At 70.9% G+C, this 23,295-nt stretch carries 22 protein-coding genes; 10 read left to right on the top strand and 12 right to left on the bottom strand.

Annotation, left to right across the window (positions count from 1 at the left end):
• Positions 1 to 2 precede the first annotated feature (2 nt).
• Positions 3 to 779, bottom strand: coding sequence for a PIG-L deacetylase family protein (locus tag GCG21_RS15495; protein WP_152910575.1), 777 nt, complete (start codon positions 777 to 779; stop codon positions 3 to 5).
• A gap of 287 nt (positions 780 to 1,066) precedes the next feature.
• Here GCG21_RS15495 and clpB point away from each other — a divergent pair, with 287 nt between their 5' ends.
• Positions 1,067 to 3,676 carry an ATP-dependent chaperone ClpB gene (gene clpB / locus GCG21_RS15490; protein WP_152910574.1) on the top strand — a complete coding sequence of 870 codons (2,610 nt, stop codon included), beginning with the start codon at positions 1,067 to 1,069 and terminating at the stop codon, positions 3,674 to 3,676.
• A gap of 111 nt (positions 3,677 to 3,787) precedes the next feature.
• On the opposite strand, the gene GCG21_RS17405 is transcribed toward clpB, so the two are convergent.
• A complete protein-coding gene (locus tag GCG21_RS17405; RefSeq protein WP_152910573.1) occupies positions 3,788 to 4,912 on the bottom strand; it encodes a septum formation family protein in 1,125 nt (374 codons plus the stop codon).
• A gap of 37 nt (positions 4,913 to 4,949) precedes the next feature.
• Positions 4,950 to 5,729 carry a hypothetical protein gene (locus tag GCG21_RS15480; RefSeq protein ID WP_152910572.1) on the bottom strand — a complete coding sequence of 260 codons (780 nt, stop codon included), beginning with the start codon at positions 5,727 to 5,729 and terminating at the stop codon, positions 4,950 to 4,952.
• Positions 5,730 to 6,470: 741 nt separating this feature from the next.
• Between GCG21_RS15480 and GCG21_RS15475 the strand changes: the two genes are divergently transcribed.
• Entirely contained in the window at positions 6,471 to 8,003 is a 1,533-nt protein-coding gene (locus tag GCG21_RS15475; protein ID WP_152910571.1) for an NCS1 family nucleobase:cation symporter-1, read from the top strand.
• A 29-nt stretch (positions 8,004 to 8,032) separates the two neighbouring features.
• Here the strand turns inward: GCG21_RS15475 and GCG21_RS15470 are convergent, their stop codons facing one another.
• The 3 genes from GCG21_RS15470 to GCG21_RS15460 all read right to left on the bottom strand — a co-directional run bounded on the left by GCG21_RS15470 (position 8,033) and on the right by GCG21_RS15460 (position 10,594).
• Positions 8,033 to 8,176: a methionine/alanine import family NSS transporter small subunit gene (locus tag GCG21_RS15470; protein ID WP_152910570.1), complete on the bottom strand. Its 144-nt coding sequence runs from the start codon at positions 8,174 to 8,176 to the stop codon at positions 8,033 to 8,035.
• Positions 8,173 to 9,702 (bottom strand): sodium-dependent transporter, encoded by a 1,530-nt coding sequence (locus tag GCG21_RS15465; RefSeq protein ID WP_152910569.1) that lies wholly within the window; start codon positions 9,700 to 9,702, stop codon positions 8,173 to 8,175. The genes GCG21_RS15470 and GCG21_RS15465 overlap by 4 nt, the downstream gene beginning before the upstream one ends.
• 118 nt (positions 9,703 to 9,820) lie before the next feature.
• A complete protein-coding gene (locus GCG21_RS15460) occupies positions 9,821 to 10,594 on the bottom strand; it encodes an exodeoxyribonuclease III (protein ID WP_152910568.1) in 774 nt (257 codons plus the stop codon).
• A 402-nt stretch (positions 10,595 to 10,996) separates the two neighbouring features.
• On the opposite strand from GCG21_RS15460, the gene pyrE reads away from it, so the two are divergent.
• Positions 10,997 to 11,566 (top strand): orotate phosphoribosyltransferase, encoded by a 570-nt coding sequence (gene pyrE / locus GCG21_RS15455; protein WP_228759997.1) that lies wholly within the window; start codon positions 10,997 to 10,999, stop codon positions 11,564 to 11,566.
• A gap of 185 nt (positions 11,567 to 11,751) precedes the next feature.
• On the opposite strand, the gene GCG21_RS15450 is transcribed toward pyrE, so the two are convergent.
• Together GCG21_RS15450 and GCG21_RS15445 are read right to left on the bottom strand one after the other, a co-directional pair.
• Positions 11,752 to 12,963, bottom strand: coding sequence for an MFS transporter (locus GCG21_RS15450; protein ID WP_194165136.1), 1,212 nt, complete (start codon positions 12,961 to 12,963; stop codon positions 11,752 to 11,754).
• 227 nt (positions 12,964 to 13,190) lie between these two features.
• Complete coding sequence (locus GCG21_RS15445; RefSeq protein WP_152910565.1) at positions 13,191 to 13,958, bottom strand: HAD-IIA family hydrolase; 768 nt, start codon at positions 13,956 to 13,958, stop codon at positions 13,191 to 13,193.
• An 81-nt stretch (positions 13,959 to 14,039) separates the two neighbouring features.
• On the opposite strand from GCG21_RS15445, the gene GCG21_RS15440 reads away from it, so the two are divergent.
• The 7 genes from GCG21_RS15440 (at position 14,040) to GCG21_RS15410 (ending at position 19,604) form a co-directional block, all read left to right on the top strand.
• Positions 14,040 to 14,738, top strand: a complete 699-nt coding sequence (locus tag GCG21_RS15440) for a TrmH family RNA methyltransferase (RefSeq protein WP_370517566.1) — start codon at positions 14,040 to 14,042, stop codon at positions 14,736 to 14,738.
• 116 nt (positions 14,739 to 14,854) lie between these two features.
• On the top strand, positions 14,855 to 15,874 hold the full coding sequence (fbaA, locus tag GCG21_RS15435) for a class II fructose-bisphosphate aldolase (protein ID WP_152910564.1): 1,020 nt from the start codon (positions 14,855 to 14,857) through the stop codon (positions 15,872 to 15,874).
• A 358-nt stretch (positions 15,875 to 16,232) separates the two neighbouring features.
• A complete protein-coding gene (locus GCG21_RS15430) occupies positions 16,233 to 16,562 on the top strand; it encodes a PadR family transcriptional regulator (protein WP_152910563.1) in 330 nt (109 codons plus the stop codon).
• 2 nt (positions 16,563 to 16,564) lie between these two features.
• Entirely contained in the window at positions 16,565 to 16,933 is a 369-nt protein-coding gene (locus GCG21_RS15425) for a DUF1048 domain-containing protein (RefSeq protein WP_152910581.1), read from the top strand.
• Complete coding sequence (locus GCG21_RS15420) at positions 16,930 to 17,745, top strand: ABC transporter ATP-binding protein (RefSeq protein WP_152910562.1); 816 nt, start codon at positions 16,930 to 16,932, stop codon at positions 17,743 to 17,745. Before GCG21_RS15425 ends, GCG21_RS15420 begins: the two co-directional genes overlap by 4 nt.
• Complete coding sequence (locus tag GCG21_RS15415) at positions 17,742 to 18,503, top strand: ABC transporter permease (protein ID WP_152910561.1); 762 nt, start codon at positions 17,742 to 17,744, stop codon at positions 18,501 to 18,503. Before GCG21_RS15420 ends, GCG21_RS15415 begins: the two co-directional genes overlap by 4 nt.
• Before the next feature lie 471 nt (positions 18,504 to 18,974).
• Entirely contained in the window at positions 18,975 to 19,604 is a 630-nt protein-coding gene (locus GCG21_RS15410; protein WP_227993987.1) for a hypothetical protein, read from the top strand.
• Positions 19,605 to 19,720: 116 nt separating this feature from the next.
• Here the strand turns inward: GCG21_RS15410 and GCG21_RS15405 are convergent, their stop codons facing one another.
• From GCG21_RS15405 to GCG21_RS15390, 4 genes are all read right to left on the bottom strand, one after another.
• Positions 19,721 to 19,951, bottom strand: a complete 231-nt coding sequence (locus GCG21_RS15405) for a lipoyl domain-containing protein (RefSeq protein WP_227993986.1) — start codon at positions 19,949 to 19,951, stop codon at positions 19,721 to 19,723.
• Positions 19,951 to 20,982, bottom strand: a complete 1,032-nt coding sequence (locus tag GCG21_RS15400; RefSeq protein ID WP_152910560.1) for an alpha-ketoacid dehydrogenase subunit beta — start codon at positions 20,980 to 20,982, stop codon at positions 19,951 to 19,953. The genes GCG21_RS15405 and GCG21_RS15400 overlap by 1 nt, the downstream gene beginning before the upstream one ends.
• Entirely contained in the window at positions 20,979 to 22,013 is a 1,035-nt protein-coding gene (locus GCG21_RS15395; RefSeq protein WP_152910559.1) for a thiamine pyrophosphate-dependent dehydrogenase E1 component subunit alpha, read from the bottom strand. The genes GCG21_RS15400 and GCG21_RS15395 overlap by 4 nt, the downstream gene beginning before the upstream one ends.
• Before the next feature lie 209 nt (positions 22,014 to 22,222).
• Complete coding sequence (locus GCG21_RS15390; RefSeq protein WP_152910558.1) at positions 22,223 to 22,948, bottom strand: IclR family transcriptional regulator; 726 nt, start codon at positions 22,946 to 22,948, stop codon at positions 22,223 to 22,225.
• Positions 22,949 to 23,295 lie beyond the last annotated feature (347 nt).

The following is a 23,295-nucleotide window of genomic DNA, read 5'->3' as shown; positions in this document are numbered from 1 at the left end:
GGTTACGGGCTCGGGTAGCACAACGCCCGCTCGTGCGGTCCGCCGGGCCACGCGGGGTGGATCCGGACGAGGTGGTCGACGGCGACGAACCGGTGGGCCAGCTCGGCCGAGATCGCCTCGAACGGGGAGTCCTGGGTCGCGTGCTCGGCGATCGCCCGCCAGACTCGCTCCGCGACGCCGGTGCCGTCGACGATCGTCGTGATGTGGTCGTCCGGCCGGCCCATGTCGGTGCCGGCGTACACGCTGTCCGGCTGGGCGGCGGCGATCTCGCGCAGCCAGTCGTCCATGATCGAATGGGGCATGCACCAGTGGTACAGGGCGGCCGGCCAGTCCACGCGGTCGCCGAAAACGGCGGTCGTCGCCTCGGCCACGGCCGCGTGATCCCGGTGGCCGTCGGACCCGCTCGGATCCATCGTCACCACGACATCGGGCCGGTGCGCCTCGAGCAGCCGCGTCAGCTCCATGCGAAGGCGCTCGGGTTCGGCGACGATCGATCCGGACGGGGCCTCACCGTCCCATCCCGAGTCGCCCAGGCCGAGAATCTCCACCCGGCTCGCGCCCAGCACGCGGGCCGCGCGACGCATCTCCACCTCTCGGGCGGCGCCGAGCATCGCCGGGCTCGGGTGCAGGCCGCTCGCGTCCTCCCCCAACTCCCCGCGGGAGGCGCTCGCGACGACGACGTCGACCCCGCGCGCGGCCTCGCCCGCGATGAGCGCGCCGCAGCCGAAGGACTCGTCGTCGGGGTGAGCGACGACGACGAGGAGCGTGTGAGCGGGCATGGTTCCTCCAGCGTGTTCCCGGGCATGGCCCCGGAGCCGTGCCGTCGGCGGCCGGTGCGCAGAGTGTAGGGGGCGACGGCAGGGGAGGCAATGGGTCGGTGCGGGATCCTCGCAGCCGCTCGACCTCGAGCACGCCGGCCGACCCGGCCCGCCTCGGCCGGCGTGCGCCGAGCCCGATCCGCCCGAGTCGTCGCGCGCCACCCTCCCGATCTGGACTTGAGTGGAATAGACTCAACTTTGTCAGAGTTGAGACGAGTAGCACACTGTTCACTTCTCACGGAGGTCCGATGGACACCAAACTCACCACCAAGTCGCAGGAGGCCGTGGCCGCGGCGTTGCAGCAGGCGGTCGCCGCCGGTCACCCGCAGCTCGAACCCATCCACCTGCTCTCCGCCCTGCTCTCCCAGCAGGGGGGCGTGGCCGGTGCCCTCGTCGATGCCATCGGCGTCAACCGCGCCGAGCTGGATCGACGGGTCGCGGCCCAGGTGGCAGTGCTGCCCACGGCCAGCGGGAGCACGGTGAACCAGCCGGAGGCCTCACGCGCCCTCATGAGCGTGATCAACGCAGCGGGCTCGGAGGCCACGTCGCTCGGCGACGAGTTCGTCTCCACCGAGCATCTGCTCATCGGCATGACCGCCGACGGGCCGATCGGGGAGATGCTGCGCGGTCTCGGGGTCACCCGAGACGGCCTGCGCGATGCGCTCCCGCAGGTCCGCGGCAACACCCGGGTCACGAGCGCCGACCCGGAGGGCACCTATCAGGCCCTCGAGAAGTACGGCACGGACCTGACGGAGTTCGCCCGCTCCGGCAGGCTCGACCCGATCATCGGCCGTGACGGGGAGATCCGGCGCGTGGTGCAGGTGCTCTCGCGTCGCACGAAGAACAACCCGGTCCTCATCGGCGACCCCGGCGTGGGCAAGACGGCCGTGGTCGAGGGCCTCGCCCAGCGCATCGTCAACGGCGATGTGCCCGAATCCCTCCGCGACAAGCGCATCATCGCCCTCGACCTCGGCGCGATGGTCGCCGGGGCGAAGTACCGAGGCGAGTTCGAGGAGCGCCTCAAGGCCGTGCTCGCCGAGATCGCCTCGAGCGACGGCGAGATCATCACCTTTATCGACGAGCTCCACACCGTCGTCGGAGCCGGCGCGACCGGCGAGGGCGCGATGGACGCCGGCAACATGCTCAAGCCCATGCTCGCCCGGGGCGAACTGCGCATGGTCGGGGCCACGACCCTGGACGAATATCGCGAGCACATCGAGAAGGATCCGGCCCTCGAGCGGCGATTCCAGCAGGTGTTCGTGGGGGAGCCGTCGGTGGAGGACACGGTGGCGATCCTGCGCGGGATCGCACCGAAGTACGAGGCGCACCACAAGGTCACGATCTCCGACGGCGCACTCGTGGCGGCCGCGACCCTCTCGGACCGGTACATCACGGGCCGGAAGCTGCCGGACAAGGCGATCGACCTGGTCGACGAGGCCGCCTCCCGGCTGCGGATGGAGCTCGACTCCTCCCCGGTCGAGATCGACGAACTGCGCCGCGGCGTCGACCGGCTCACGATGGAGGAGGCCTACCTCACCGAATCCGAGCCCGACGAGGCCGGCCGGGCCCGGTTGGAGAAGTTGCGGGCAGACCTGGCCGACCGCACCGAGGAGCTGCGATCCCTCACGGCCCGGTGGGAGGCCGAGAAGGCCGGCCACAACCGGATCGGCGACCTGCGCGTGCGGCTCGACGAGCTGCGCACCACCCTCGAGGGTGCCATGCGCGAGGGGCGCTGGGAGGAGGCAGGGCGGCTCCAGAACGGCGAGATCCCGCAGGTCGAGGCCGAGATCGAGGCCGCCGAACGGGCGGAGGCCGACCACAGTGGCCAGGTCGAGGACCCGATGATCGCCGATCACGTGGGCCCCGACGAGGTCGCCGAGGTCGTCGGTGCCTGGACCGGCATCCCGACCGGCCGCCTGCTCGAGGGCGAGACCGAGAAGCTGCTGCGGATGGAGGACGCGCTCGGCAGGCGCCTCATCGGCCAGAAGGCCGCCGTGCGGGCCGTATCGGATGCGGTCCGCCGATCGCGGGCGGGCATCTCCGACCCCGACCGGCCCACGGGCTCCTTCCTCTTCCTCGGCCCGACCGGGGTGGGCAAGACCGAGCTGGCCAAGTCCCTCGCCGACTTCCTCTTCGACGACGAGCGCGCGATCGTGCGCATCGACATGAGCGAATACTCGGAGAAGCACTCGGTCTCGCGCCTCGTCGGGGCGCCACCCGGCTACGTCGGCTACGAGGAGGGCGGGCAGCTGACGGAGGCCGTGCGACGCCGTCCCTACTCGGTCGTGCTGCTCGACGAGGTGGAGAAGGCGCACCCGGAGGTCTTCGACATCCTGCTCCAGGTCCTCGACGACGGCCGCCTGACCGACGGCCAGGGGCGCACGGTCGATTTCCGGAACGTGATCCTCGTGCTCACCTCGAACCTCGGCTCCCAGTTCCTCGTGGATCAGGCGCTGAGCCCCGAGGAACAGGGCGAATCCGTCATGGCGCTCGTGCGGACCTCGTTCAAGCCGGAGTTCCTCAACCGGCTCGACGAGATCGTCATGTTCGATGCGCTGACGATGGCGGAGCTGAGCACCATCGTCGACCTGCAGACGGAGCGGCTCGGGGAGCGACTCGCGGACCGCCGGATCACGATCGACGTCTCCGAGGGGGCGCGGCAGTGGCTCGCCTCGGAGGGGTACGACGTCGCCTACGGTGCCCGGCCGCTGCGCCGGCTCATCCAGCGACAGATCGGTGACCAGCTCGCCCGGCTGCTGCTCGGTGGAACCGTGGCCGATGGGGCCCACGTGCACGTGGAGCCCGGCGACGACGGCCTCGAACTCACCGTGACCGGCGCGGAGCCGGTGGTGGTCTGAGCCCGGCGGGTGGCCCGGGGCCGAACTTTCCCCGGGGCCGCCGGGGCGCAGGGCCAACGGGGTCACTGGGGTCAACGGGCTCTCCCGCGGCCGGCTGCGTCGATCCCGCCCCTATCGCGCGGTGGCGTCGCCCGCCACGAACGAGCCGGTGAGCACCGTGCCGTCGCGGGCCTCGGCCAGGCAGCTGATGACGCGGTCGCCGGCGTCCCAGGTGACCTCGGAGGGGTAGAGGTCGCGGACCTGGGCCAGGTCGAACGGCTGGCCGCTCGGGAGACCGTCGGCCGCGCTCGAGCAGAAGGTGCCGGCCTCCTGCTCGAGGCCGTCCTCACCGGGGTAGGAGCCGTCGGGAACCGTCTTCTCGGCCACGACCTCGAGCGCGTGCGGTTCGGCGCACGGGATCACGGTGAGCTTCTGGTCGGCGTCGTACTCGAAGGCCTCGAGGCACATGCCCGGGGCGAGCTCGGTGTCGTACACCTGCGTGGGCGAGGTGATGTCGGCCGCGGGGCCGCCGGACGTGTCGGCCGGGCCGCCGCTGCCGGCCGGGCCATCGGAGGCGCGTAGGGCCATGACTCCGGCGATCGTGCCGGCGATGACGAGCAGCGCCACGACGATGACGACGGCGAGCACGCCGGTCTTCTTGCCGGCAGGCTCGCCGGTCGTCGGCGCGCCCGGGTAGGCGGGGCCGCCCGGGTAGGCGGGGCCGCCCAGGTAGGTGGGGCCACCCGGGTAGGTGGGGCCACTCGAATCTGCGGGGCCATTCGGATAGGTAGGGCCGCTCGGGTAGGTGGGGCCGCTCGGGTAGCCGGGGTGGCCGGGCGCCGGTTGACCACCGTAGGGGCCGGGTGCCGGTTGGCCGTACGGTGCGGGGTCTGCCGGGCCGTAGGGGCCCGGCGCGGGCGGGCCGTACGGGCCCGGCGCAGGCCGGCCGTACGGACCGTCGGGGGAGGTATCCGCCTGCCCAGACGGGCCGTAGGGGGCGGAACCCGCCGGGCCCTGCTGACCGGGGTGGCCGTCGGGGCCGGGGACCGGTTGGGCGTACGGGGTCGGCGTCGGCCCATAACCGGGGACCGATTCGCCGGTGGGCGCGGAACCCGCCGGGCCGTACTGGTTGGGGCGGCCGGCCGGGTCGCCCTCGCCGGCGGGCGGGGCGGGCTCCGGTTCGTTCGTGAATTGCCCGAAGGGCGCCATCGAGCCGGCGGCGGGCGGCTCGGGTCGATGAGTGGGATCCCAGGTCACGGGGACGTCCTTTGTGTGGTGTTCGTCGTTCGGTTCGTCAATTGATGTAATCGGTCGTGAGCGCGGGGCCGGTGCTCCGCACGAGGCAGATCGCAGCCCGCTCGCCCTGTTCCCAGCCGCGGTCTGTGGGAACGAAGTACCAGGGCTCGACCGCGGGGTCGCCGGCGACGGGTGCGAGGGCGCCCGCGCAGGCGGCCTGGGCCTGGCGCAGCAGCGTCGCCGGGGCCGGATCGGTGCCGGAGAGTTCGACGACGCTCACCGCCTGGGCCTCGTGCGCCTGCGCGCACGGCACCTGCGTCACCTCGCCCACGACGTCCCCGACCGGCAGGGTGCGCAGGCAGTTTCCGGCCGCCACATGCGCCGAGGCCACGACGCGCTCACCGGTGACGTCGCCGGCCACCGGCCGCTCCGTCATCCGGTCCCATGTTCCGTTGAGCGTCAGGGTGATCGCGACGAGCACGGCGGCGGCGGTCGTGAGGAGGCCGAGCACGATCCCCGTCCCGGCGAGCGCGGGGCTGCGCCTGTGATTGCGGCGAACCCGGCGCAGCGCCGCGATCCCGAGCCCCAGACCGATCGGTCCGAGCGGGAACGTCGCGACCGATGCGACCGCGAGCGGTTCGATTCGGGTGGGTGGCACGACCGGCAGCACGAAGCCGTCATAGCCGTCAGAGCCGACAGGGCTGCCATAGCCGCCATAGCCGACCGGGCCGCCATAGCCGACCGGGCCGCCAGAGCCGCCAGGGCCGCCGAAACCGACGGGGTCGCCGGGGCCGACAGGGGGCGGCGCGGCGCTCGGAGCCCCGGCCGGGGCGCCCATCGTCGGGCCGTCACCGTGCCCGAAGGCACCGTTCGGTGGGAGGGCGCCGGGCTGGATCGGGTGGACGGATTGCCCCGGATTCCCCGGTTGCGCAGCCTGGACGGGATATCCGGATCGTGCCAGGTCTCCCGGCCCGGAAGTCGCCCAGGCGTTGGGCCCATCCGGATACGGAGCGGGGTGCGCCGGATACGGACCGGGGTGCGGCCGGGCAGGAGGACCGGCATACGGGTTCCCCCGACCGCCATACGGGTTCCCGCGCGCTTCCGGGGCCGGGACACCGGTTCCCCAGGCGTCCGAGCGTCCCGGCCGGCCGGCCGGCGGGTCCGCTGATTCCGCGGGCCCCGCTGGTCCCGCTGGGCCCGGTGTGCGTGGCGCGTCCGGCGTGCCGGCGGTGCGCGCCGGCTCCACCGGCTCGACCGGTTCGATCGGCCCGCCTCCGGGCGAGACCCATGGCCGGGAGTCGGCCCCGGGGTCGTCGGTGGAGGCACTCATGGCAGCAGCCTAACGGCCGGGGGACGCCCACCCTCCCCCTGAGCCGACGCGAGCCGACGCGAGCCGACGCGAGCCGGGGCGAGCCGGGGTGAGCCGGGGCGAAAGGCCGACCGAACGCCGTCCCCGATCGGCGTGGACGTGTAGGCTTCGGTCACTGCGCCAGTGTCGGCGCAGCCGGCGCCGATCCGGCGCAGTGACGGCGGCGACGCCCACGTTTGCTCGACCCCCACCGTGATGCCAAGGACGGCCATGACGACCAACCGACCGACCCACAGTGTTCGTCGTGGAGACGAGCTCATCAGCGCCGACGAGAGCGTCATTCACGACAGTGATGACAGGCTCCACAACGCCGACCTCGCCCCCGTCCCCGATACCGAGCGCAAATGGGGTGCGTTCGCGATCTTCAACGTGTGGACGAACGACGTGCAGTCGCTCGCGGGCTACACCCTGGCGGCGAGCCTGTTCATCACCGCCGGGATCAGCGGCTGGTACGTGTTCGCGGCCATCATCCTCGCGGGCGTGGTCGTCATGTTCCTCGTCAACCTCTCGGGGCGCCCGAGCGTGCGATACGGCATCCCGTACGCCGTCATGGCCCGCACGAGCATGGGGGTGCTCGGAGCGCGCGTGCCCGCGCTCATCCGCGGGATCGTCGCGATGTTCTGGTTCGGTGCCCAGACGTATTTCGCCTCCACCGCCGTGGCGTTGGCGATCAACGCGGTCGTTCCGAACGGCCCGACCGGCGAGTTCCTCGGCATGAACCTGGTCGACTGGGTCGCCTACGTCGTCGTCGCCGGCTTCCAGGTGCTGCTGTTCATCCGCGGGCTCGAGGGCATGGCCAAATTCCTCAATTTCGCGGGGCCGGCCGTGTACGTCGTCATGATCCTGCTGCTCGTCGCGATCTGGGTGCAGGCGGGCGATGAGCTGATCCAGGGCGTGGGCACGCTCTTCCAGGGTGACAAGGGCGGCGTCTCCGCGGTGCTCGCCTTCTTCGGCGTGGTGGGTACGATGATCGCCTACTTCGCGGCCGTCGTGGTCAACTTCGGGGACTTCTCCCGGCAGACCCACTCGGTCAAGGCTATGCGCCGCGGCAACTTCTACGGCCTTCCCATATCGCTCACGTTCTTCACGTTCCTCGCCCTGTTCATCACCGCGGGGGCCTACATCGTGTATCAGGACGGAACCGGCGAGCCGGCGACGAACCCCGCCGAGATCGTGGGCCTGGCGGACAACACCGCCCTGACGATCGTCGCGGCGATCACGTTCTTCCTCGCGACCGTGGGGATCAACCTCGTGGCGAACTTCATCCCGCCGGCCTACGACCTGGCCAACCTCATGCCGTCGAAGATCACCTTCCGGGGCGGCGGGCTCATCACGGCCGCCGCCGGCTTCGTGATCGGGGCCCTGTGGGTGGCCGCGATCGGTGACATGGGCCTGCCGAAGTTCGTCGACACCCTCGGCGCGATCCTCGCCCCGCTCTACGGCATCCTCGTGTGCGACTACTACATCCTGCGCAAGCAGCGCCTCCACATCCGGCAGGCGTTCACCACCTCCCCGCGCGGCATCTACCACTTCCGCAACGGCTGGAACGTGCGCGCGCTCGTGGCCGGCGGGATCGCCGCGATCTTCTCCATGACCACGGTCTGGCTTCCCGCGCTCGAGGAGCTGACCGGCTTCGCCTGGCTCTTCGGGGCCGTGCTCGGTGGGCTGTTCCACTGGATCGCCATGCGTGGGCGGGTCCTCATCGACCCTGTCGACGAGCCCGCCACGGCCCAGCAGGTGTGAGCGCGCCCCGTCCGCCCGGGCGCGCTCACTCAGGCGGACGGCGGACCGTCGCCGGGCCCGTCGTCGTCCCCGGAGTGGTCGGGATTGGCGCGCAGGTGCACGAGGGCGGCGACAAGGCCGCCCCAGACGAGCAGCAGCGCGATGATCATCATGACGAGGGCGGAGGTGTTCATCGGTTCGCTCCCTTCTGGCTCAGTTCGTAGGCTTCGGCCTCGACCACACCCCGTCGCCACGGGAGGGCGGCGAGGATGAACGCGATGACGATGAGCCCGATGCTCATGCCCCAGCCGAAGGTGTTGACGTACCAGCTCGGCATCGCGGGCTCGCCGTAGCCGTTCTGGATGGTGTCCACGAGTTCGCTGATGAACATGAACCCGAGGATGAGCGGCGTGATCACGGTGAGGAGCACCATCCAGGTCGTACCGACCTTGAAGGATGAGACCTCGTTCAGGTGGGCGCTCATGACCCGCAGCCGGCGGAGCCCCCAGCTGAGCAGGATCACGATCGTGAGCCCGGCCCCGACGATCCCGAACGAGTTCGCGAAGTGATCGGTCACGTCGAGCAGGTTGAGGCCCGTGGCCGTGGGGAACAGCAGGATCGACACGACCGCCATGAGCCCACCGATGAGCGCGACGGACGCCGTGCGGTTGAGGTTGAACTTGTCCTCGAACGCGTCGATCACGACCTCGACGATGCTCACGAGCGAGGTGATCCCGGCGAGCACGAGCGAGACGAAGAACAGCACGCCGAACACCGCCCCGCCCGGCATCGTGGAGACGATCTGCGGGAATGCGAAGAACGCGAGCCCGATCCCGCTCTCGACCACCTCGGCGACCTGCACGCCCTGCGCCTGCGCCATGAACCCGAGCGCCGAGAACACGCCGATCCCGGCGAGCAGCTCGAAGCCGGAGTTCGCGAAGGCGACGACCAGGCCCGAACCCGTGAGGTTCGTATTGCGCTTGAGGTGGGCGGCGTAGGTGATCATGATGCCGAACGCGATCGAGAGGGAGAAGAAGATCTGGCCGTAGGCCGCGACCCACACGCTGCTGTCCTTGAGCGCCGCCCAATTCGGCGTGAACAGGGCGTTGAGACCCTCCGCCGCCCCCGGCTGCCGCAGCGCCTGGATCACGAGGAGGATGAAGATCGCCACGAGCAGCGGGATGAACACCTGGGAGAGCCGGGCGATCCCGTTCTGGATCCCCGCACGCAGGACCACGAGGGTGAAGACCCACACGATGATGAGCGGCACCCCGACGGCCACGACCCAGCCGCCGCCCATCCCGAAGTCGCCGCTCTGCTGGAGGAAGTCGTCGACGAAGAACGACACCGTGTCGTCGCCCCACGCCTGGTTCGCCGAGAAGCCGACGTAACGGATCGCCCACGCGATGACCACCGCGTAGTACACGGCGATGACGAACGAGATCCCGACCTGCCACCACCCGATCACCTCGGTGCCCCGGCTCATCCGCCGAAAGCTCAGCGGCGCCGACCCGCGGTACTTGTGGCCGATCGCGTAGAGCAGGAAGAGCAGTGGGATGCCCGCGGTCAGGAGCGCCGTAAGGTACGGGATGATGAATGCGCCGCCGCCGCCCTCGTAGGCGACGTACGGGAAGCGCCAGATGTTTCCCAGTCCCACCGCGGAGCCGATCGCCGCGAAGATGAACGCGCTGCGCCCCTTGAACTGCTGTCGCTGACTCATTCGTGTTCCCTTGCTTGCGTGGCGGACACCGCCGGCCAGGGCCCGAGGCGTCAGTGGGCAAACCGTACCGGCAAGCGCCGCCCCGGTGTGGGATTTCGCGGACGATCCGGCCCGGGCGTCAGTCGAGTTCGACCACGACCGGCACGTGGTCCGAGGCGCCCTTGCCCTTGCGCTCGTCGCGGTCGATCCACGCGGACGTCACCCGGGCGGCCGCGGGCGGGTTGGCGAAGGCCAGGTCGATCCGCATGCCGTTGTTCTTCGGGAACGCGAGGCGCTGATAATCCCAGTACGTGTACTGCCCGGCGGTGTGGGCGCGGGTGATCTCGCTGAACCCCGCCCGCTCGAGCCCGGCGAGGGCCTCCCGCTCCGGCTCGGACACGTGGGTCGCCCCGGCGAAGACCTCCACGTCCCACACGTCCTCGTCGCGCGGCGCCACGTTCCAGTCCCCGAGCAGGAGGGTCGGCTCGCCGGTCCAGCCGCCGGCCTCGCTCGCGAGTGCCCGCAGCCAGGCCAGCTTGTAGTCGTAATGCGGATCCGACAGTGACCGCCCGTTCGGCACGTACATGCTCCACACCCGTACCCCGCCGCACGTCGCGCCGAGCGCGCGGGCCTCGAGCCGGGGCTCGGGCGCCCCGAAGGCGGGCTGGCCCGCGAAGCCCGCGGCGACGTCGTCCATACCCACCCGGGAGCAGATCGCCACCCCGTTCCACTGGTGGTAGCCGGCCGCGACCACCTCGTAGCCGAGCGCCTCGAACGGGAGCGCCGGGAACTGCTCGACCGAGCACTTGGTCTCCTGGATCGCCAGCACGTCGACGTCGCTCGCCTCGAGCCACGCGGCGACCCGCTCGGCCCGGGCGCGGATGGAGTTGACGTTCCAGGTCGCGATCCTCATGCCCGCCAACCTACCTATGGACGGCGCAGCTCGCCTCCCGATCACCGAGGCAGCGCCCTCCGCAGCAGGCGGGGCGCTGGGGAGACTCTCCGGTGCACCGCCCCGGGAATGTTCCCCGCAGCCGGTGAGAGTGTGGGGCTGGGGAAGCTCTCTGGTGTGCTGCCCCGGGAATGCTCCCCGCGGGCGGTGTGGCGTGGGGCCGGGGATACTACTTGGTGTGCTGCCCTGGGAATGTTCCCCGCGGCCGGTGTGGGCGTGGGGCTGGGGAAGCTCTCTGGTGCACCGCCCCGGGAATGTTCCCCGCAGCCGGTGAGAGCGGGGGCTGGGGAAGCTCTCTGGTGCACCGCGCCGGGAATGTTCCCCGAATCCGTCGGGACGCCGAGGATTCGATACCCTGCCGGGGTGAACACTGACACGCTGAGCCGGCTGGCCGACCTCGTGAACGAACTGGCCGTGGTGCGCGGCCGGGTCACGCTCTCGAGCGGGCGGGAGGCGGACTACTACGTCGACCTGCGCCGCGTGACCCTGCACCACGAGGCCGCCCCGCTCATCGGGCACCTGCTGCTCGACAAGCTCGAGGAGGCCGGGCTCGGAGTGGGTGAGGCGGAGGCGGTCGGTGGGCCGACGATGGGCGCCGATCCGGTCGTGGCCGCCGTGCAGCACGCCGCCGCGAGCCGCGGCCTCGCCCTCGATGCGTTCCTCGTGCGCAAGGAGTCCAAGGGGCACGGGATGCGACGCCAGGTCGAGGGCCCGGACGTCGCCGGGCGGTGCGTCGTCATCCTCGAGGACACCTCGACCACGGGCGGCTCGATCATGCTCGCCGTCGAGGCGGCCCGTCGCGCCGGCGCCGAGGTGATCGGCGTGGCCACGATCGTCGACCGCGACACCGGCGCCCGCGAGGTCTTCGCCGACGCCGGACTGCCGTACGTGTGGCTGCTCTCCGCCGACGACCTGGGCCTCGAACCGCAGTAGCCGACCACAACTCGGCCCCGGCCGCTGGGGCTGCTCGTGCTCCTCGCACCGGTCTCGTCGCCGTCGGCGAGCGAGGGCCGGCCAAGCGGATTCCGGGTGGGCAGCCCCGGGTGGGCAGCCCCGGGTGGGTAGCCACGGGCGAGCAGTCGCGGGTATGGCGCCGATCTCGCGCAGCCCGCTCGCCGCTATCCCACCGGCACCGGCTGCTGCCCGCCCGCCGCCACCCGGGCGGCCGTCGTCCGGCGCTCGCGGATCTCGAGCACTGCGGAGCCGGCGAGGAACAGCAGCCCGGTCAGCGCGAGCGCGGCGCCGACGACGTTCGGGGCGCGCAGTCCGGCTCCGGCGGCGATCACGGCTCCGCCCAGCCAGGCGCCGATCGTATTGGCCATGTTGAACGCCGACTGCACGCCGGCCGAGACGATGGTCGGGGCCCCGCCGGCGTGGTCGATGACACGCATTTGGATCGCCGGCCCCATCCCGAGGCTCGCGAAGCCCAGCAGGAACAGCAGCGCGATCGCGGCGGGCGTGCTGGCGAGGAACACCGCGAGTCCGAGCAGCACGGCCACGACGAGCGCCAGCCCGGCCGCCAGCGTGCCCAGGGTGGAGAGGTCGGCCAGCCGTCCCCCGACGAGGGATCCGGCGGTCATCCCGATCCCCACGAGCACGAGCACCCAGGGCACGGCGGAATCGGCCAGGCCGGTGACGGCGGTGAGCATCGGGGCCACGTAGCTGTAGCTGGCGAACAGGCCCCCGAGGCCGAAGACGACGACGGCCAGCGTCAGCAGCACCTGCGGCCTGGCAAACGCGCCGAGCTCGGCACGGATCGACCCCGTTGAGGCGGCGGCGGCGGAGTCCTGGCGCGGCGCGAACGCCGCCACTGCCGTCATCGCCGCCAGACCGATCAACGCGATCGCCCCGAAGGTCCACCGCCACCCGAACTGCTGGGCGATGTAGGTGCCGGCCGGCACGCCGACGACGTTCGCGACGCTCAGCCCGAGCAGCACCGTCGCCATCGCCCGGCCCCGCCGGTGCGGGCCGACGAGCGAGGCCGCCACCAACACGGCCACCCCGAAGAACGCGCCGTGCGGCAGACCGGTGAGGAAGCGGGTGGCCAGCAACGCCAGGTGCCCGGGCGCGAGCGCGGAAAGCAGATTGCCCACTACGAAGAGTCCGAGCAGTCCGACGAGCGTCCAGCGGCGCGGAAGGCGCACCGTGGCGGCAGTCAACAGCGGCGCCCCGACGACCACACCGATCGCATAGCTGGACACGTACTGCCCGGCGGTCGCTACGTCCACGCCGAGATCTCCGCCCACCTGGGGCAACATGCCCATGATCACGAACTCGGTGGTGCCGATCCCGAAGGATCCCAGGGCAAGAGCCAGGATGGCGATGGGCACGGGCGAACTCCTCGGCATTCACGGGGCGCGGGCCCACGCGAGCGGCGTGGGCGACTGGGCGCGAGAACAGGGCCACGCGAGGGAACGCGGGCGGCGACTGCTCTTCGCCATTCTAGGTGGCCACCCCGTATCCCGGCCCGATGGCAACCGAGAACGGGGGTGAGTGATGTGTCACGTGCCGGCCGTGGGCGGCGGCCCCGACGCCCGGACGAACCGGACGAGCCGGGTCAGATGTGGTCGATGAAGTCCGCGATCCCCGGGTGGATCTCGCTCGGTCGGTACGGGAAGCGGCCGACGTCCTCGGCGTTCGTGGAACCGGTGAGCACGAGGTAGGTGCGCAGCCCGGCCTCCATCCCGGCCACGATGTCGGTGTCCATCCGGTCGCCGATCATGGCCGTGTGCTCGGAATGGGCGGAGATGCGGTTCATCGCGGTGCGGATCATCACCGGGTTCGGCTTGCCCACGAAGTAGGGACGGCGCCCGGTCGCCGCCGTGATCATCGCCGCCACCGAGCCGGTCGCCGGCAGCGGCCCCTCCCGCGAGGGGCCGGTGACGTCCGGGTTCGTGGCGATGAAGCGCGCCCCGCGGGCGATGAGCCGGATGGCCGTGGTGATCGCCTCGAAGGAGTAGGTGCGGGTCTCCCCGAGTACCACGAAGTCCGGGTCGTGATCGGTGAGGATGTACCCCTGCTCGTACAGGGCGGTGGTCAGGCCGGCCTCACCGATGACGTAGGCGGAGCCGCCGGCGGCCTGGTCGGCGAGGAATCGGGCCGTAGCAAGGGCCGAGGTCCACAGCGAGGACTCGTCGACGTCGATGCCCGAGGACCGCAGCCGGGCCGCCAGGTCGCGCGGCGTGAAGATCGAGTTGTTCGTGAGGATCTGGAAGGGGACCTCCCGCTCGCGCAGCCGGGCGATGAATTCCGGAGCGCCCGGCAGGGCGACCGATTCGTGCACGAGCACGCCGTCCATGTCCGTGAGCCACGCTGTGATCGTCATGACCCCAGCTTAGAGGTGCCGATCGAGACCACCCAGCCTCACGGGGGCGGGCGCCGGCAGGCACGTCGCCATACTGGAGCCGTGTCATCCTCACACCCGACCGTCGAGCCCGAGCAGGCCGTCGAGCCCGATCCGACCGCTGAGCCGGGGTCTGCCGCTGAACCCGAGCGTGAGGTCGGCGTCGGTCCGTGGCCCGGCGGCCCGCCGGAGTGGCCGGAGGATCCCCACTACGACCGGGACCTGCTCGCCCACGGCGACCGCCGCAACGTCGCGGACCGCTACCGGTACTGGACCATGGCCGCGATCGTCGCGGACCTCGACACGCGCCGGTCCCCGCTGCACGTCGCCATCGAGAACTGGGGCCGGGACTTCAATATCGGGTCGGTCGTACGCACCGCGAACGCGTTCAACGTGGCCGCCGTGCACATCATCGGCCGCCGCCGCTGGAACCGCCGCGGCGCGATGGTCACCGACCGGTACCTGCACGTGTTCCACCACCCCGACGTCGAGCACTTCCTCGCCTGGGCGCGCGACGCGGACCGGGTGGTGCTCGGCATCGACATCCTGCCCGGATCGGTCCCGCTCGAGCACCGGGCGCTGCCGCGGCAGGCCGTGCTCGTCTTCGGCGAGGAGGGGGCCGGGCTGAGCCGGGAGATCGTCGAGGCCTCGGCCGAACTGCTCCACATCACCCAGCACGGCTCCACCCGCTCGATCAACGCCGGCGCGGCCGCCGGGATCGCCATGTGGGCGTGGATGCTCCAACACGGCGAGGACTCCTGATCAGGGCGAGCGGGCGTCGTCCATACGCGGATACGAGCGGTTGGTGCCCACGCGCGCGCTCATGGGAGAATGGGGCGAATCTTCGCATTCCCCCATCCCACGACTGAGAGGGCCCCATGGGTATCGCAACCCCCGAGCAGTACGCCGACATGCTGGACCGGGCGAAGGCAGGCAAGTTCGCCTACCCGGCCATCAACATCACCTCCTCGCAGACCATCACCGCGGCCCTCCAGGGCTTCGCCGAGGCCGAGTCCGACGGCATCCTGCAGGTGTCGGTCGGCGGCGGCGAGTACGCCTCCGGCTCCACGATCAAGAACCGCGTCGCCGGCACGCGCGCGCTCGCGGCCTACGCCGCCGAGGTGGCGAAGAACTACCCGATCACGGTGGCGCTGCACACCGACCACTGCACCAAGCAGAACCTGGACTCCTGGGTGCGCCCGCTCCTCGAGCTCGAGGTCGAAGAGGTCAAGGCCGGCAAGAACCCGACCTTCCAGTCGCACATGTTCGACGGCTCGAACATCCCGCTCGAGGAGAACCTCGTGATCGCGGCGGAGCTGCTCGAGCTGAGCCAGGCCGCCCGCACGCTCCTCGAGATCGAGGTCGGCGTCGTCGGTGGCGAGGAGGACGGCCACGAGGCCGAGATCAACGAGAAGCTCTACACGACCGTCGAGGACGGCCTGGCCACCGTGCGTGCGCTCGGCTCGGGCGAGAAGGGCCGTTACCTCACGGCCCTGACCTTCGGGAACGTCCACGGCGTGTACAAGCCGGGCGCCGTCAAGCTGCGCCCCGCGCTCCTGGGCGAGATCCAGGCCGCCGTCGGTGCCGAGCTCGGCAAGGAGAACCCGTTCGACCTCGTGTTCCACGGCGGCTCCGGCTCCTCGGCCGAGGAGATCGCCGAGGCGGTCGACAACGGTGTGATCAAGATGAACGTCGACACCGACACCCAGTACGCGTTCACCCGCCCCGTGGTGACGCACATGTTCAAGAACTACGACGGCGTGCTCAAGATCGACGGCGAGGTCGGCAACAAGAAGGCCTACGACCCGCGCGCCTGGGGCAAGCTGGCCGAGGCCGGCATGGCCGCCCGGATCGTCGAGGCGTGCCGGCAGCTGCGGAGCGCGGGCACGAAGGCCTGACGCTCACCGAAAGCGCCTGAGGGCGGGTACCCCGTGGTGGGGTGCCCGCCCTCAATGCGTGGGGACGACGCAGCTCGGCCGCCGTGGCGGGCTCGCCCCGCGTGGGTGGCCGGCGTGGACGGCCCCGTGTGGGTGGCCGGGCGTGGGTGGCCGGGCGTGGACGGCCCCGTGTGGGTGGCCGGGCATGGGTGGCCGGGCATGGACGGCCGGCGTGAGTGGCCGGGCCGGCCGATGGATCGGGCGGGCGGCCGTGGACGGGCGCGGGTGGCGCAGCGTCGAGCACGGGGGCTTGTCGCGGCCGGTACTCAGCGATACTATCTACCAGTAGTCATTAACGCTGAGTAGTAAGCGGGGTTCGATGAACGGACAGCTGACCGAGATGCTCAAGGGCATCCTCGGGGGAATCGTGCTCGCGATCCTCTCCGGGCGGCCCGCGCACGGGTACGACATCACGGCCGAGCTGCGCGAGCGCGGCTTCGAGGACATCGCCGAGGGCACGATCTACGCACTGCTCGTGCGGGTCGAACGCCGCGGTCTCGTGGACGTCGAGAAGGTCCCCTCCGAGAAGGGGCCGCCGCGCAAGGTCTACTCGCTCAACGCACGGGGGCGCGACTACCTCGAAGAGTTCTGGAGGACGTGGAGCTTCCTCTCGGACCGGCTCGACCAGCTCCACGAAGGAGAGCGGTGACCATGGCCGCACGGTGGATCGAGGTGCTCACGGGGCCCCTCGAACAGAAGAAGCAGTACCGGGTGTACAAGGACCGCGTCGCGGCCCTGCCCGAGCCGTACCGGGCCACGGTGCGGGCGTTCGAGCGCTACCTCATGCGCTTCGGCGGCGTGACCGACGGCGACACCCTCGTGCGGATGCTCGAGGACTTCGCCGACCTGTGGGAGCGGGCCGCGATCGATCACGCGCCGATCGTCGCGATCGTCGGGGACGACCCGGTCGAATTCGCGGAGACCTTCACGCTCGCCTACGGCGGTGCCCGCTGGATCGACAAGGAGCGGGCCCGCCTCCAGGCGGCGGTCGACGACGCGACGCGGGCGTGGCGGCCATGACCGCGGCGATGATCGAGGCGAGCGGCCTCGAGAAGTCCTACGGCGACGTCCCTGTGCTCCGCGGCGTGGACCTCACGCTCGAGCGGGGCGGCATCCTCGCCCTGCTCGGCCCCAACGGCGCGGGAAAGACGACGCTCGTGAGCATCCTGTCGACCCTCATCCGGTACGACGCGGGGCGGGCGAGCGTGGCCGGGTTCGACGTGGGCGCCGAGCCGGGCCGGGTGCGTGAGGCCATCAGCCTCATCGGCCAGTTCGCGGCGGTGGACGGCGTGCTCACCGGGCGGGAGAACCTCATGCTCGTGGCCCGGCTGCGGCACCTGCCGAACCCCGGGGCCATCGCCGCGGGCCTGCTCGAGCGGTTCTCGCTCACCGGCGCCGCCGACCGGCGGGCGGCCACCTACTCCGGCGGGATGCGCCGCCGGCTCGACCTCGCGATGAGCCTCATCGGGGACCCGCCCGTCGTGTTCCTCGACGAGCCCACCACCGGTCTCGACCCCCAGGCCCGGCTCGAGGTGTGGGAGGCGATCCGGGCCCTCGCCGGCCGCGGCACCACCGTGCTCCTCACGACCCAGGACCTGGCCGAGGCCGAGCAGCTTGCCGACCGCATCGCGATCCTGCACGAGGGAACGATCATCCGGGAGGGCTCCCTCGCCGAGCTCCGGGCGCTCCTGCCGGCCGCCACCGTCGAGTACGTCGAGCGCCGACCCTCCCTCGAGGAGATCTTCTTCGCTCTGATCGGGCAGGGCTCGAGTGTCGGCCCGGGCGAGGCCGCGACCGAGCCCGACCACGTCCCGGAGGGAGGCGCGTCATGACCCACGCCCTCGGCGACACCGCCGTGCTCACCGGCCGGTCGCTGCGCCACATCCTGCGCAGCCCCGACACGATCATCACCACGGCCGTCATGCCGGTCGGGATCATGCTGCTGTTCGTCTACGTGCTCGGCGGCGCCCTCGAGACCGGCGCCGCCGCGTCCTACGTCGAGTACCTGCTGCCCGGCGTGCTGCTCATGACCATCGCGTTCGGGGTCGCCTACACGGCCTACCGGCTCTTCCTCGACCTGCAGGGCGGGATCCTCGAACGGTTCCGCTCGATGCCGATCTCGCGCTCGAGCGTGCTCTGGGCCCCGGTGCTCACCTCGGTCGCCGCCAACCTCGCCTCGCTCGTGCTCGTCACGGGAGTCGCCCTGCTGCTGGGCTTTCGTACCGGCGCCTCGATCGGGGCGTGGCTGGCGATCGTGGGCATCCTCGTGCTCGTCACGGTCGCGCTCACGTGGATCGCCGTGATCGCCGGGCTCTCGGCCAAGACGGTCGACGGTGCGAGCGCGTTCAGCTACCCGATCGTCCTGCTCGCCTTCGTCAGCTCCGCGTTCGTGCCGACCGAGTCGATGCCCGCCCCGGTCGCGTGGTTCGCCCAGCATCAGCCGGTGACGGCGGTCGCCGACTCGCTCCGCGCGCTGTTCGCGCAGCAGAGCGTCGGCGGGGAGATCTGGACGGCGCTCGCCTGGCTCGTCGGGCTGACCGCACTCGCCTCCCTCCTCGCCGTCCGGCTGTACCGGCGACGCTCGCGTTAGTCGATCCGAGCGATCGGCCGGCCCTGGACCACCGCCTCGCCTTCCGCCACGAGCAGGTGCACGGTGCCCGCGTGCTCGGTCAAGAGTGACTGCCTGAGATCCGTAGAGTCGCGCAGGTTGGGCAGGGTGCGCGCTCGGTGTTGGTGCTCACCGCCGATCGGGCATCTCATGGGATCGGAGCAGGCGCCGTAGCCAGCTGTCTCAGGATGCATCTGACTATCGCGTACAGGGCGACAAGCGGCGACCGTCGACGAACCGAATCGGCGATGGTGATTCCCGGTACTGTCCCGTTCATGATCAGCGGAGTCCCCGGCTTGGCGGGAGCATCTCCCGCCGCGATCTATCTCGCGCTACTCCGGTGTCAAGCGCGTCACTACACCCAGGTCAGCGGTGGGCGCGCGCAATTGCTGAAGCCTCATGGTACGGATGTCGACCGCGACGAACCACTTGGCCGGGTGCCTCATGAGTAGTTTGATCACCCTGGTCGCAGAGGAGCGAGGTTCGGCGATCCGGGCATTCCTCGACGAATCATCGACGGTCCGCACTCCGGAGCGTCAGGAGTACTTGGTCTGTGCGGCACTCCTCCAGGCAGATGAGTGTGACGCAGTTCGTGACGAACTGAAGAAGCTGCTGCTCCCTGGACAGATCAAGCTCCATTGGAGCGATGAGAGCGACCGGCGCAAGCGCAAGATCGTTGCCGCCGTCTCCAGCCTCCACCCCATGAACGTTGTCGTTAGGCACCTCGATGTGCGCACGCGAAGGATCGAGCGGTATCGGCGGAAGTGCCTCGAAGCCGTCTACTACGAGATGAGCGAGATGGACGTGAACGACCTGATCCTCGAGACCCGAACCCCCACCCAGGACGGGCAAGATCGTGCGCACATCGTTGCGCTTCAGGGGCAAGGTCTGGACCGGTCGTTGCGGATCCAGCACCAGCGCGGTGGCGATGAGCCACTGCTCTGGATCCCCGATGCGGTCCTTGGAGCCATAAACGCCGATGCGCGGGGCGAAGCCAGGCACCTGGAGGAGCTGGCGGACACGCTGCTCATCCACAAGCACACGGCGGATTCGCTTGCCACCGGGGAAAGCGAAAGGCCCTAGATCCAGTCGTCCGGCTGGGGTTCTAAGGCCTTCTTCCTGACCCGTCGTAACGGGAGGCATTCCCAATCGTACTGTCGACCGGCGGCTCGTGCAATCGTACGAGCCGCCGACCTCATCTAGTCGATCCGGGCGATCGGCCGGCCCTGGACCACGGCCTCGCCCTCGGCCACGAGCAGGTGCACGGTGCCCGCGGCCGGGGCCGTGACCTCGGCGTCCACCTTGTCGACCTGGGCGTCGGCGAGGAGTTGACCGGCGGCGACCTGCTCGCCGTCGCCGACGTACCACGTCGCGAGCACGCCCTCGGTGTCCGGATTCTCCCGGCTCAGCTCCGGGAACGTGACCTCCATCAGGCGAGCACCTCCCGGATCGCGGCCTCGATCCGCTCCGGGCGGGGGAGCGCGGCGTACTCGAGCCCGTGGGCGTACGGGATCGGCAGGTCGGGGAGCGCGACCCGCCGCACGGGCGCCTTGAGCAGCCCGGGATCGACGTCCGTGATGGTGGCGGCGACCTCCCCGGAGAGCCCGAAGGAGAGGTAGTCCTCGTCGACGACCACGAGCAGGCCCGTCTTGGCGACCGAGGCGAGGATCGCCTCCCGGTCGAGTGGGACGATCGAGCGCAGGTCGATCACCTCGACGCTCGTGCCCTCGCCGGCGAGCTTCTCCGCGACGTCGAGCGCGTGATGCACCGAGAGGGACAGCGTGACGACGGTGATGTCGGTCCCCTCCCGCGGGATGGCCGCCCGCCCGATCGGAACGATGTGCTCGCCGTCGGGCACGGGCCCGATGGAGCGGGGGTTCTTCGCCATCCACGGCAGCCCCATGACGCCCTTGTGGAACATGTACACGACCGGTGAGTCGTCGCGGATCGCGGCGGTCATGAGGCCCTTGGCGTCCGCCGGATTCGAGGGCGCCACGACCTTCATCCCGGGCAGGTGCGCGAACGTGCCCCACAGGGTCTGGGAGTGCTGGCCGCCGTCGGAGTAGCCGCCACCGACGGCCGTCGTGAGCACCATCGGCACTGTGACGTTCCCGCCGGAGAAGTAGTGGATCTTGGCCATGTGGTTGTAGATCTGGTCGAGGCACACGCCCACGAAATCGGCGAACATGAGCTCGACGATCGGGCGCATCCCCTCGACGGCGGCGCCGATGCCCAGGCCGATGAACGCCGTCTCGGAGATGGGGGTGTCGATGATGCGGCTCGGCCCGAATCGCTCGAGCAGCCCGGTCGTCGAGCCGAAGATGCCGCCGTAGGCGCCGACGTCCTCGCCCATGTAGAACACCTCGGAGTTCACCTCCATCTCGGCCGCGATGGCCTCGACCATCGCCTTGGAGGTGTTGAGACGGCGGGTGGGCGCCGCGCTCGTGTCGGTGGCGGTCATCGTGTGGCCTCCTCGGCGAAGACGTACTTGTGCACGTCGGCGGGGTCGGGTATCGGGCTGGACTTGGCGTAGTCGATCGCCGCCTCGACGACGTCGGTTGCGTCGGCGTAGGCCTGCTTGACGGAGACGTCGTCGAGGATTCCGGCGTCGCGCAGCCGCTGTTCGTAGCGGGGCAGTGGATCGTGCTCGGGCACCGTGTCGAGGTCGGGTCGGTAGCCCTGGGCGTCGCCCTCGAAGTGGCCCCAGAGGCGCAGGGTGCGGATCTCGAGCAGGCTCGGCCCCTCGCCGGCGCGGGCGCGGGTGACGGCGCGACCCGCAGCCGCGTGGACGGCGTCGACGTCGTTGCCCTCGATCGTCTCGCCGGGGATGCCGTAGCCGGCGGCCCGTACGGCGTTCGAGGGCACCGACGTGGAGGCGCTGCGGGGCACCGAGATGCCCCAGTCGTTGTCCTCGATCACGAAGATGACGGGCAGCGTCCACAACGCGGCGAGGTTGAGGGATTCGTGGAACGCGCCCGAGTTCGCGGCCCCCTCTCCCATGACGGCGACGGCGACGGCGTCGGTGCCGCGGCGCTGAAAGGCGAACGCCTGCCCGAGCGCCGGGGGGAGCCCCTCGGCCACGATGCCCGAGCAGGAGAAGTGCACCGCGGGATCGAAGAGGTGCATGTGGCCGCCGCGGCCCCGTCCCAGGCCGTCCTCCCGGCCGAAGATCTCCGCCGTCATGCGGTCGAGGTCGATGCCCTTGGCGATGGCGAGATGGTGTGGCCGGTGCGTCGCGGTGAGGGCGTCATCGGGTCTCAGGTGGGCGCAGACCCCGGCCGCGACGGGTTCCTGGCCCGCGGACAGGTGCATCTCGCCGGGCACCAGTCCCTTGCCGATATCGAAGCCCGGCCCCTTGTCGGCGTGATACTCCCGCAGGATCGCCTCCTCGTAGGTGCGGGAGAGCACCATCGTGGTGAAGAGGTCCCGGCGGACGTCATCGGGAGGCGGATCCGAGGGCGGCGGGGGAGGTGAAGCGACCTGCGACGACATGGGTGCCTCCTTCGGCAGACGTGTATCCCTCCACTGTGAGGAGGATCACGCGCGGGCGCAAGGGGTCGGATTTCACATGGTCATAATCTGCTGGGCTGGACCCGTGGGGCGGCCGGGCCGGGTCGCCCGATGACCCTCGGTGATGCCCGAGGCCGTGGGCTGGTGGGTGGCGGCTCGGGGCTGCGCGCAGGCCGGCGGTGGGGACGGCGTCAGGCGGCGGTGTCGAGGGCGATGCGGGTGGCGGCCCGGCGCATCCCGACGGCATGGCGACCGAGGTCGCCTGCCCGTGTCGCGGGCAGCGAGATCGCGACGGCGGCGGTCCAGCTCGTCGACGGCACCGGGAGCGCGAGGCAGCTCGTGTCGACGGCGTACTCCTGGTTGTCCACGGCGAATTCGGCATCGGTGAGTTCGTTCAGGAGCCGCCGCGGGTTCGTGATCGTGTGTGGCGTGAGGTCGGCGAGCCGGTGACGGCCGAGGTATTCGCTCCGCTGTGCCGGCGCCATGGCACGCAGGATCGCCTTCCCGAGTGCTGTCGCATGGGCCGCCTCGTGCAGGCCTACCCACAGGTCGACCCGCGGTGTGGTCGGGTCGTCGATGATGTCGACGATCCAGATCTCCTCACCTCGCAGGGCCGCCAGGTAGGCGGCGGCGCCGGAATCGTTGTGGAGGTCGGTGAGTGCTTCCCGGGCGCGGCGTGCGTCGATTCCGGTCGGGCTCCGGAGCGCATAGACCTCGCTCCCGAGCACGTAGCCGCCCTGGAAGCAGGCGAGGTAGCCCTCGTGCACGAGTGTGCACAGCAGGTGATAGGTGGTGCTCAGCGGCACGGTCGTGCGTCGAGCGAGCTGCTTCGCCGTCAGTGGCACGGCCGAGGTCCCGACCGCGTCGAGCAGGCTGAGAGCGCGGACGACCGAGTGGATCAGAGTGGGCTTCGTCAACCGAACCTCCGAAGGCGAGTCTATTCATCGAGTCCATCCCGTGTCGCGGTCCCGACGCGACTCACCTGAAAGGTCCGGGAACGCCGGCGCGCGCCTCACGGAGGGGCGCCCGCGTAGCAGCCGGTGTTCGGACCGCGAGGTTCCGGGTGAGGTCGGCTGTGGCCGTCCAGGAGCATGCTCGTGCGGCGTTGATGTCGCGGGTGGTATCGGTGTGGCTGAATCCTTGGTTGCTCAGGTGGTGCGGGGTTCTCCGGGCGGGCTGGTGGTGGTGCCGCGGTGGCTGTGGGGGGTCGCGGTGAGGGGGTGGCCGTGGCGGTCGGTGAAGGTCCAGGTGCCGTTGCGGCGGG

This window comes from Pseudactinotalea sp. HY160 (assembly GCF_009372055.1).
Classification (GTDB): Bacteria; Actinomycetota; Actinomycetes; order Actinomycetales; family Beutenbergiaceae; genus HY158.
This window is presented reverse-complemented; position numbering and strand designations above follow the sequence as displayed.

Coding starts and splice junctions, on each gene's coding strand:
- GCG21_RS15495 (WP_152910575.1), bottom strand. CDS start 779: ATGCCCGCTCACACGCTCCTCGTCGTCGTCGCTCACCCCGACGACGAG.
- clpB (WP_152910574.1), top strand. CDS start 1,067: ATGGACACCAAACTCACCACCAAGTCGCAGGAGGCCGTGGCCGCGGCG.
- GCG21_RS15480 (WP_152910572.1), bottom strand. CDS start 5,729: ATGGGCGCCCCGGCCGGGGCTCCGAGCGCCGCGCCGCCCCCTGTCGGC.
- GCG21_RS15475 (WP_152910571.1), top strand. CDS start 6,471: ATGACGACCAACCGACCGACCCACAGTGTTCGTCGTGGAGACGAGCTC.
- GCG21_RS15470 (WP_152910570.1), bottom strand. CDS start 8,176: ATGAACACCTCCGCCCTCGTCATGATGATCATCGCGCTGCTGCTCGTC.
- GCG21_RS15465 (WP_152910569.1), bottom strand. CDS start 9,702: ATGAGTCAGCGACAGCAGTTCAAGGGGCGCAGCGCGTTCATCTTCGCG.
- GCG21_RS15460 (WP_152910568.1), bottom strand. CDS start 10,594: ATGAGGATCGCGACCTGGAACGTCAACTCCATCCGCGCCCGGGCCGAG.
- GCG21_RS15445 (WP_152910565.1), bottom strand. CDS start 13,958: ATGACGATCACAGCGTGGCTCACGGACATGGACGGCGTGCTCGTGCAC.
- fbaA (WP_152910564.1), top strand. CDS start 14,855: ATGGGTATCGCAACCCCCGAGCAGTACGCCGACATGCTGGACCGGGCG.
- GCG21_RS15430 (WP_152910563.1), top strand. CDS start 16,233: ATGAACGGACAGCTGACCGAGATGCTCAAGGGCATCCTCGGGGGAATC.
- GCG21_RS15425 (WP_152910581.1), top strand. CDS start 16,565: ATGGCCGCACGGTGGATCGAGGTGCTCACGGGGCCCCTCGAACAGAAG.
- GCG21_RS15420 (WP_152910562.1), top strand. CDS start 16,930: ATGACCGCGGCGATGATCGAGGCGAGCGGCCTCGAGAAGTCCTACGGC.
- GCG21_RS15415 (WP_152910561.1), top strand. CDS start 17,742: ATGACCCACGCCCTCGGCGACACCGCCGTGCTCACCGGCCGGTCGCTG.
- GCG21_RS15405 (WP_227993986.1), bottom strand. CDS start 19,951: ATGGAGGTCACGTTCCCGGAGCTGAGCCGGGAGAATCCGGACACCGAG.
- GCG21_RS15400 (WP_152910560.1), bottom strand. CDS start 20,982: ATGACCGCCACCGACACGAGCGCGGCGCCCACCCGCCGTCTCAACACC.
- GCG21_RS15395 (WP_152910559.1), bottom strand. CDS start 22,013: ATGTCGTCGCAGGTCGCTTCACCTCCCCCGCCGCCCTCGGATCCGCCT.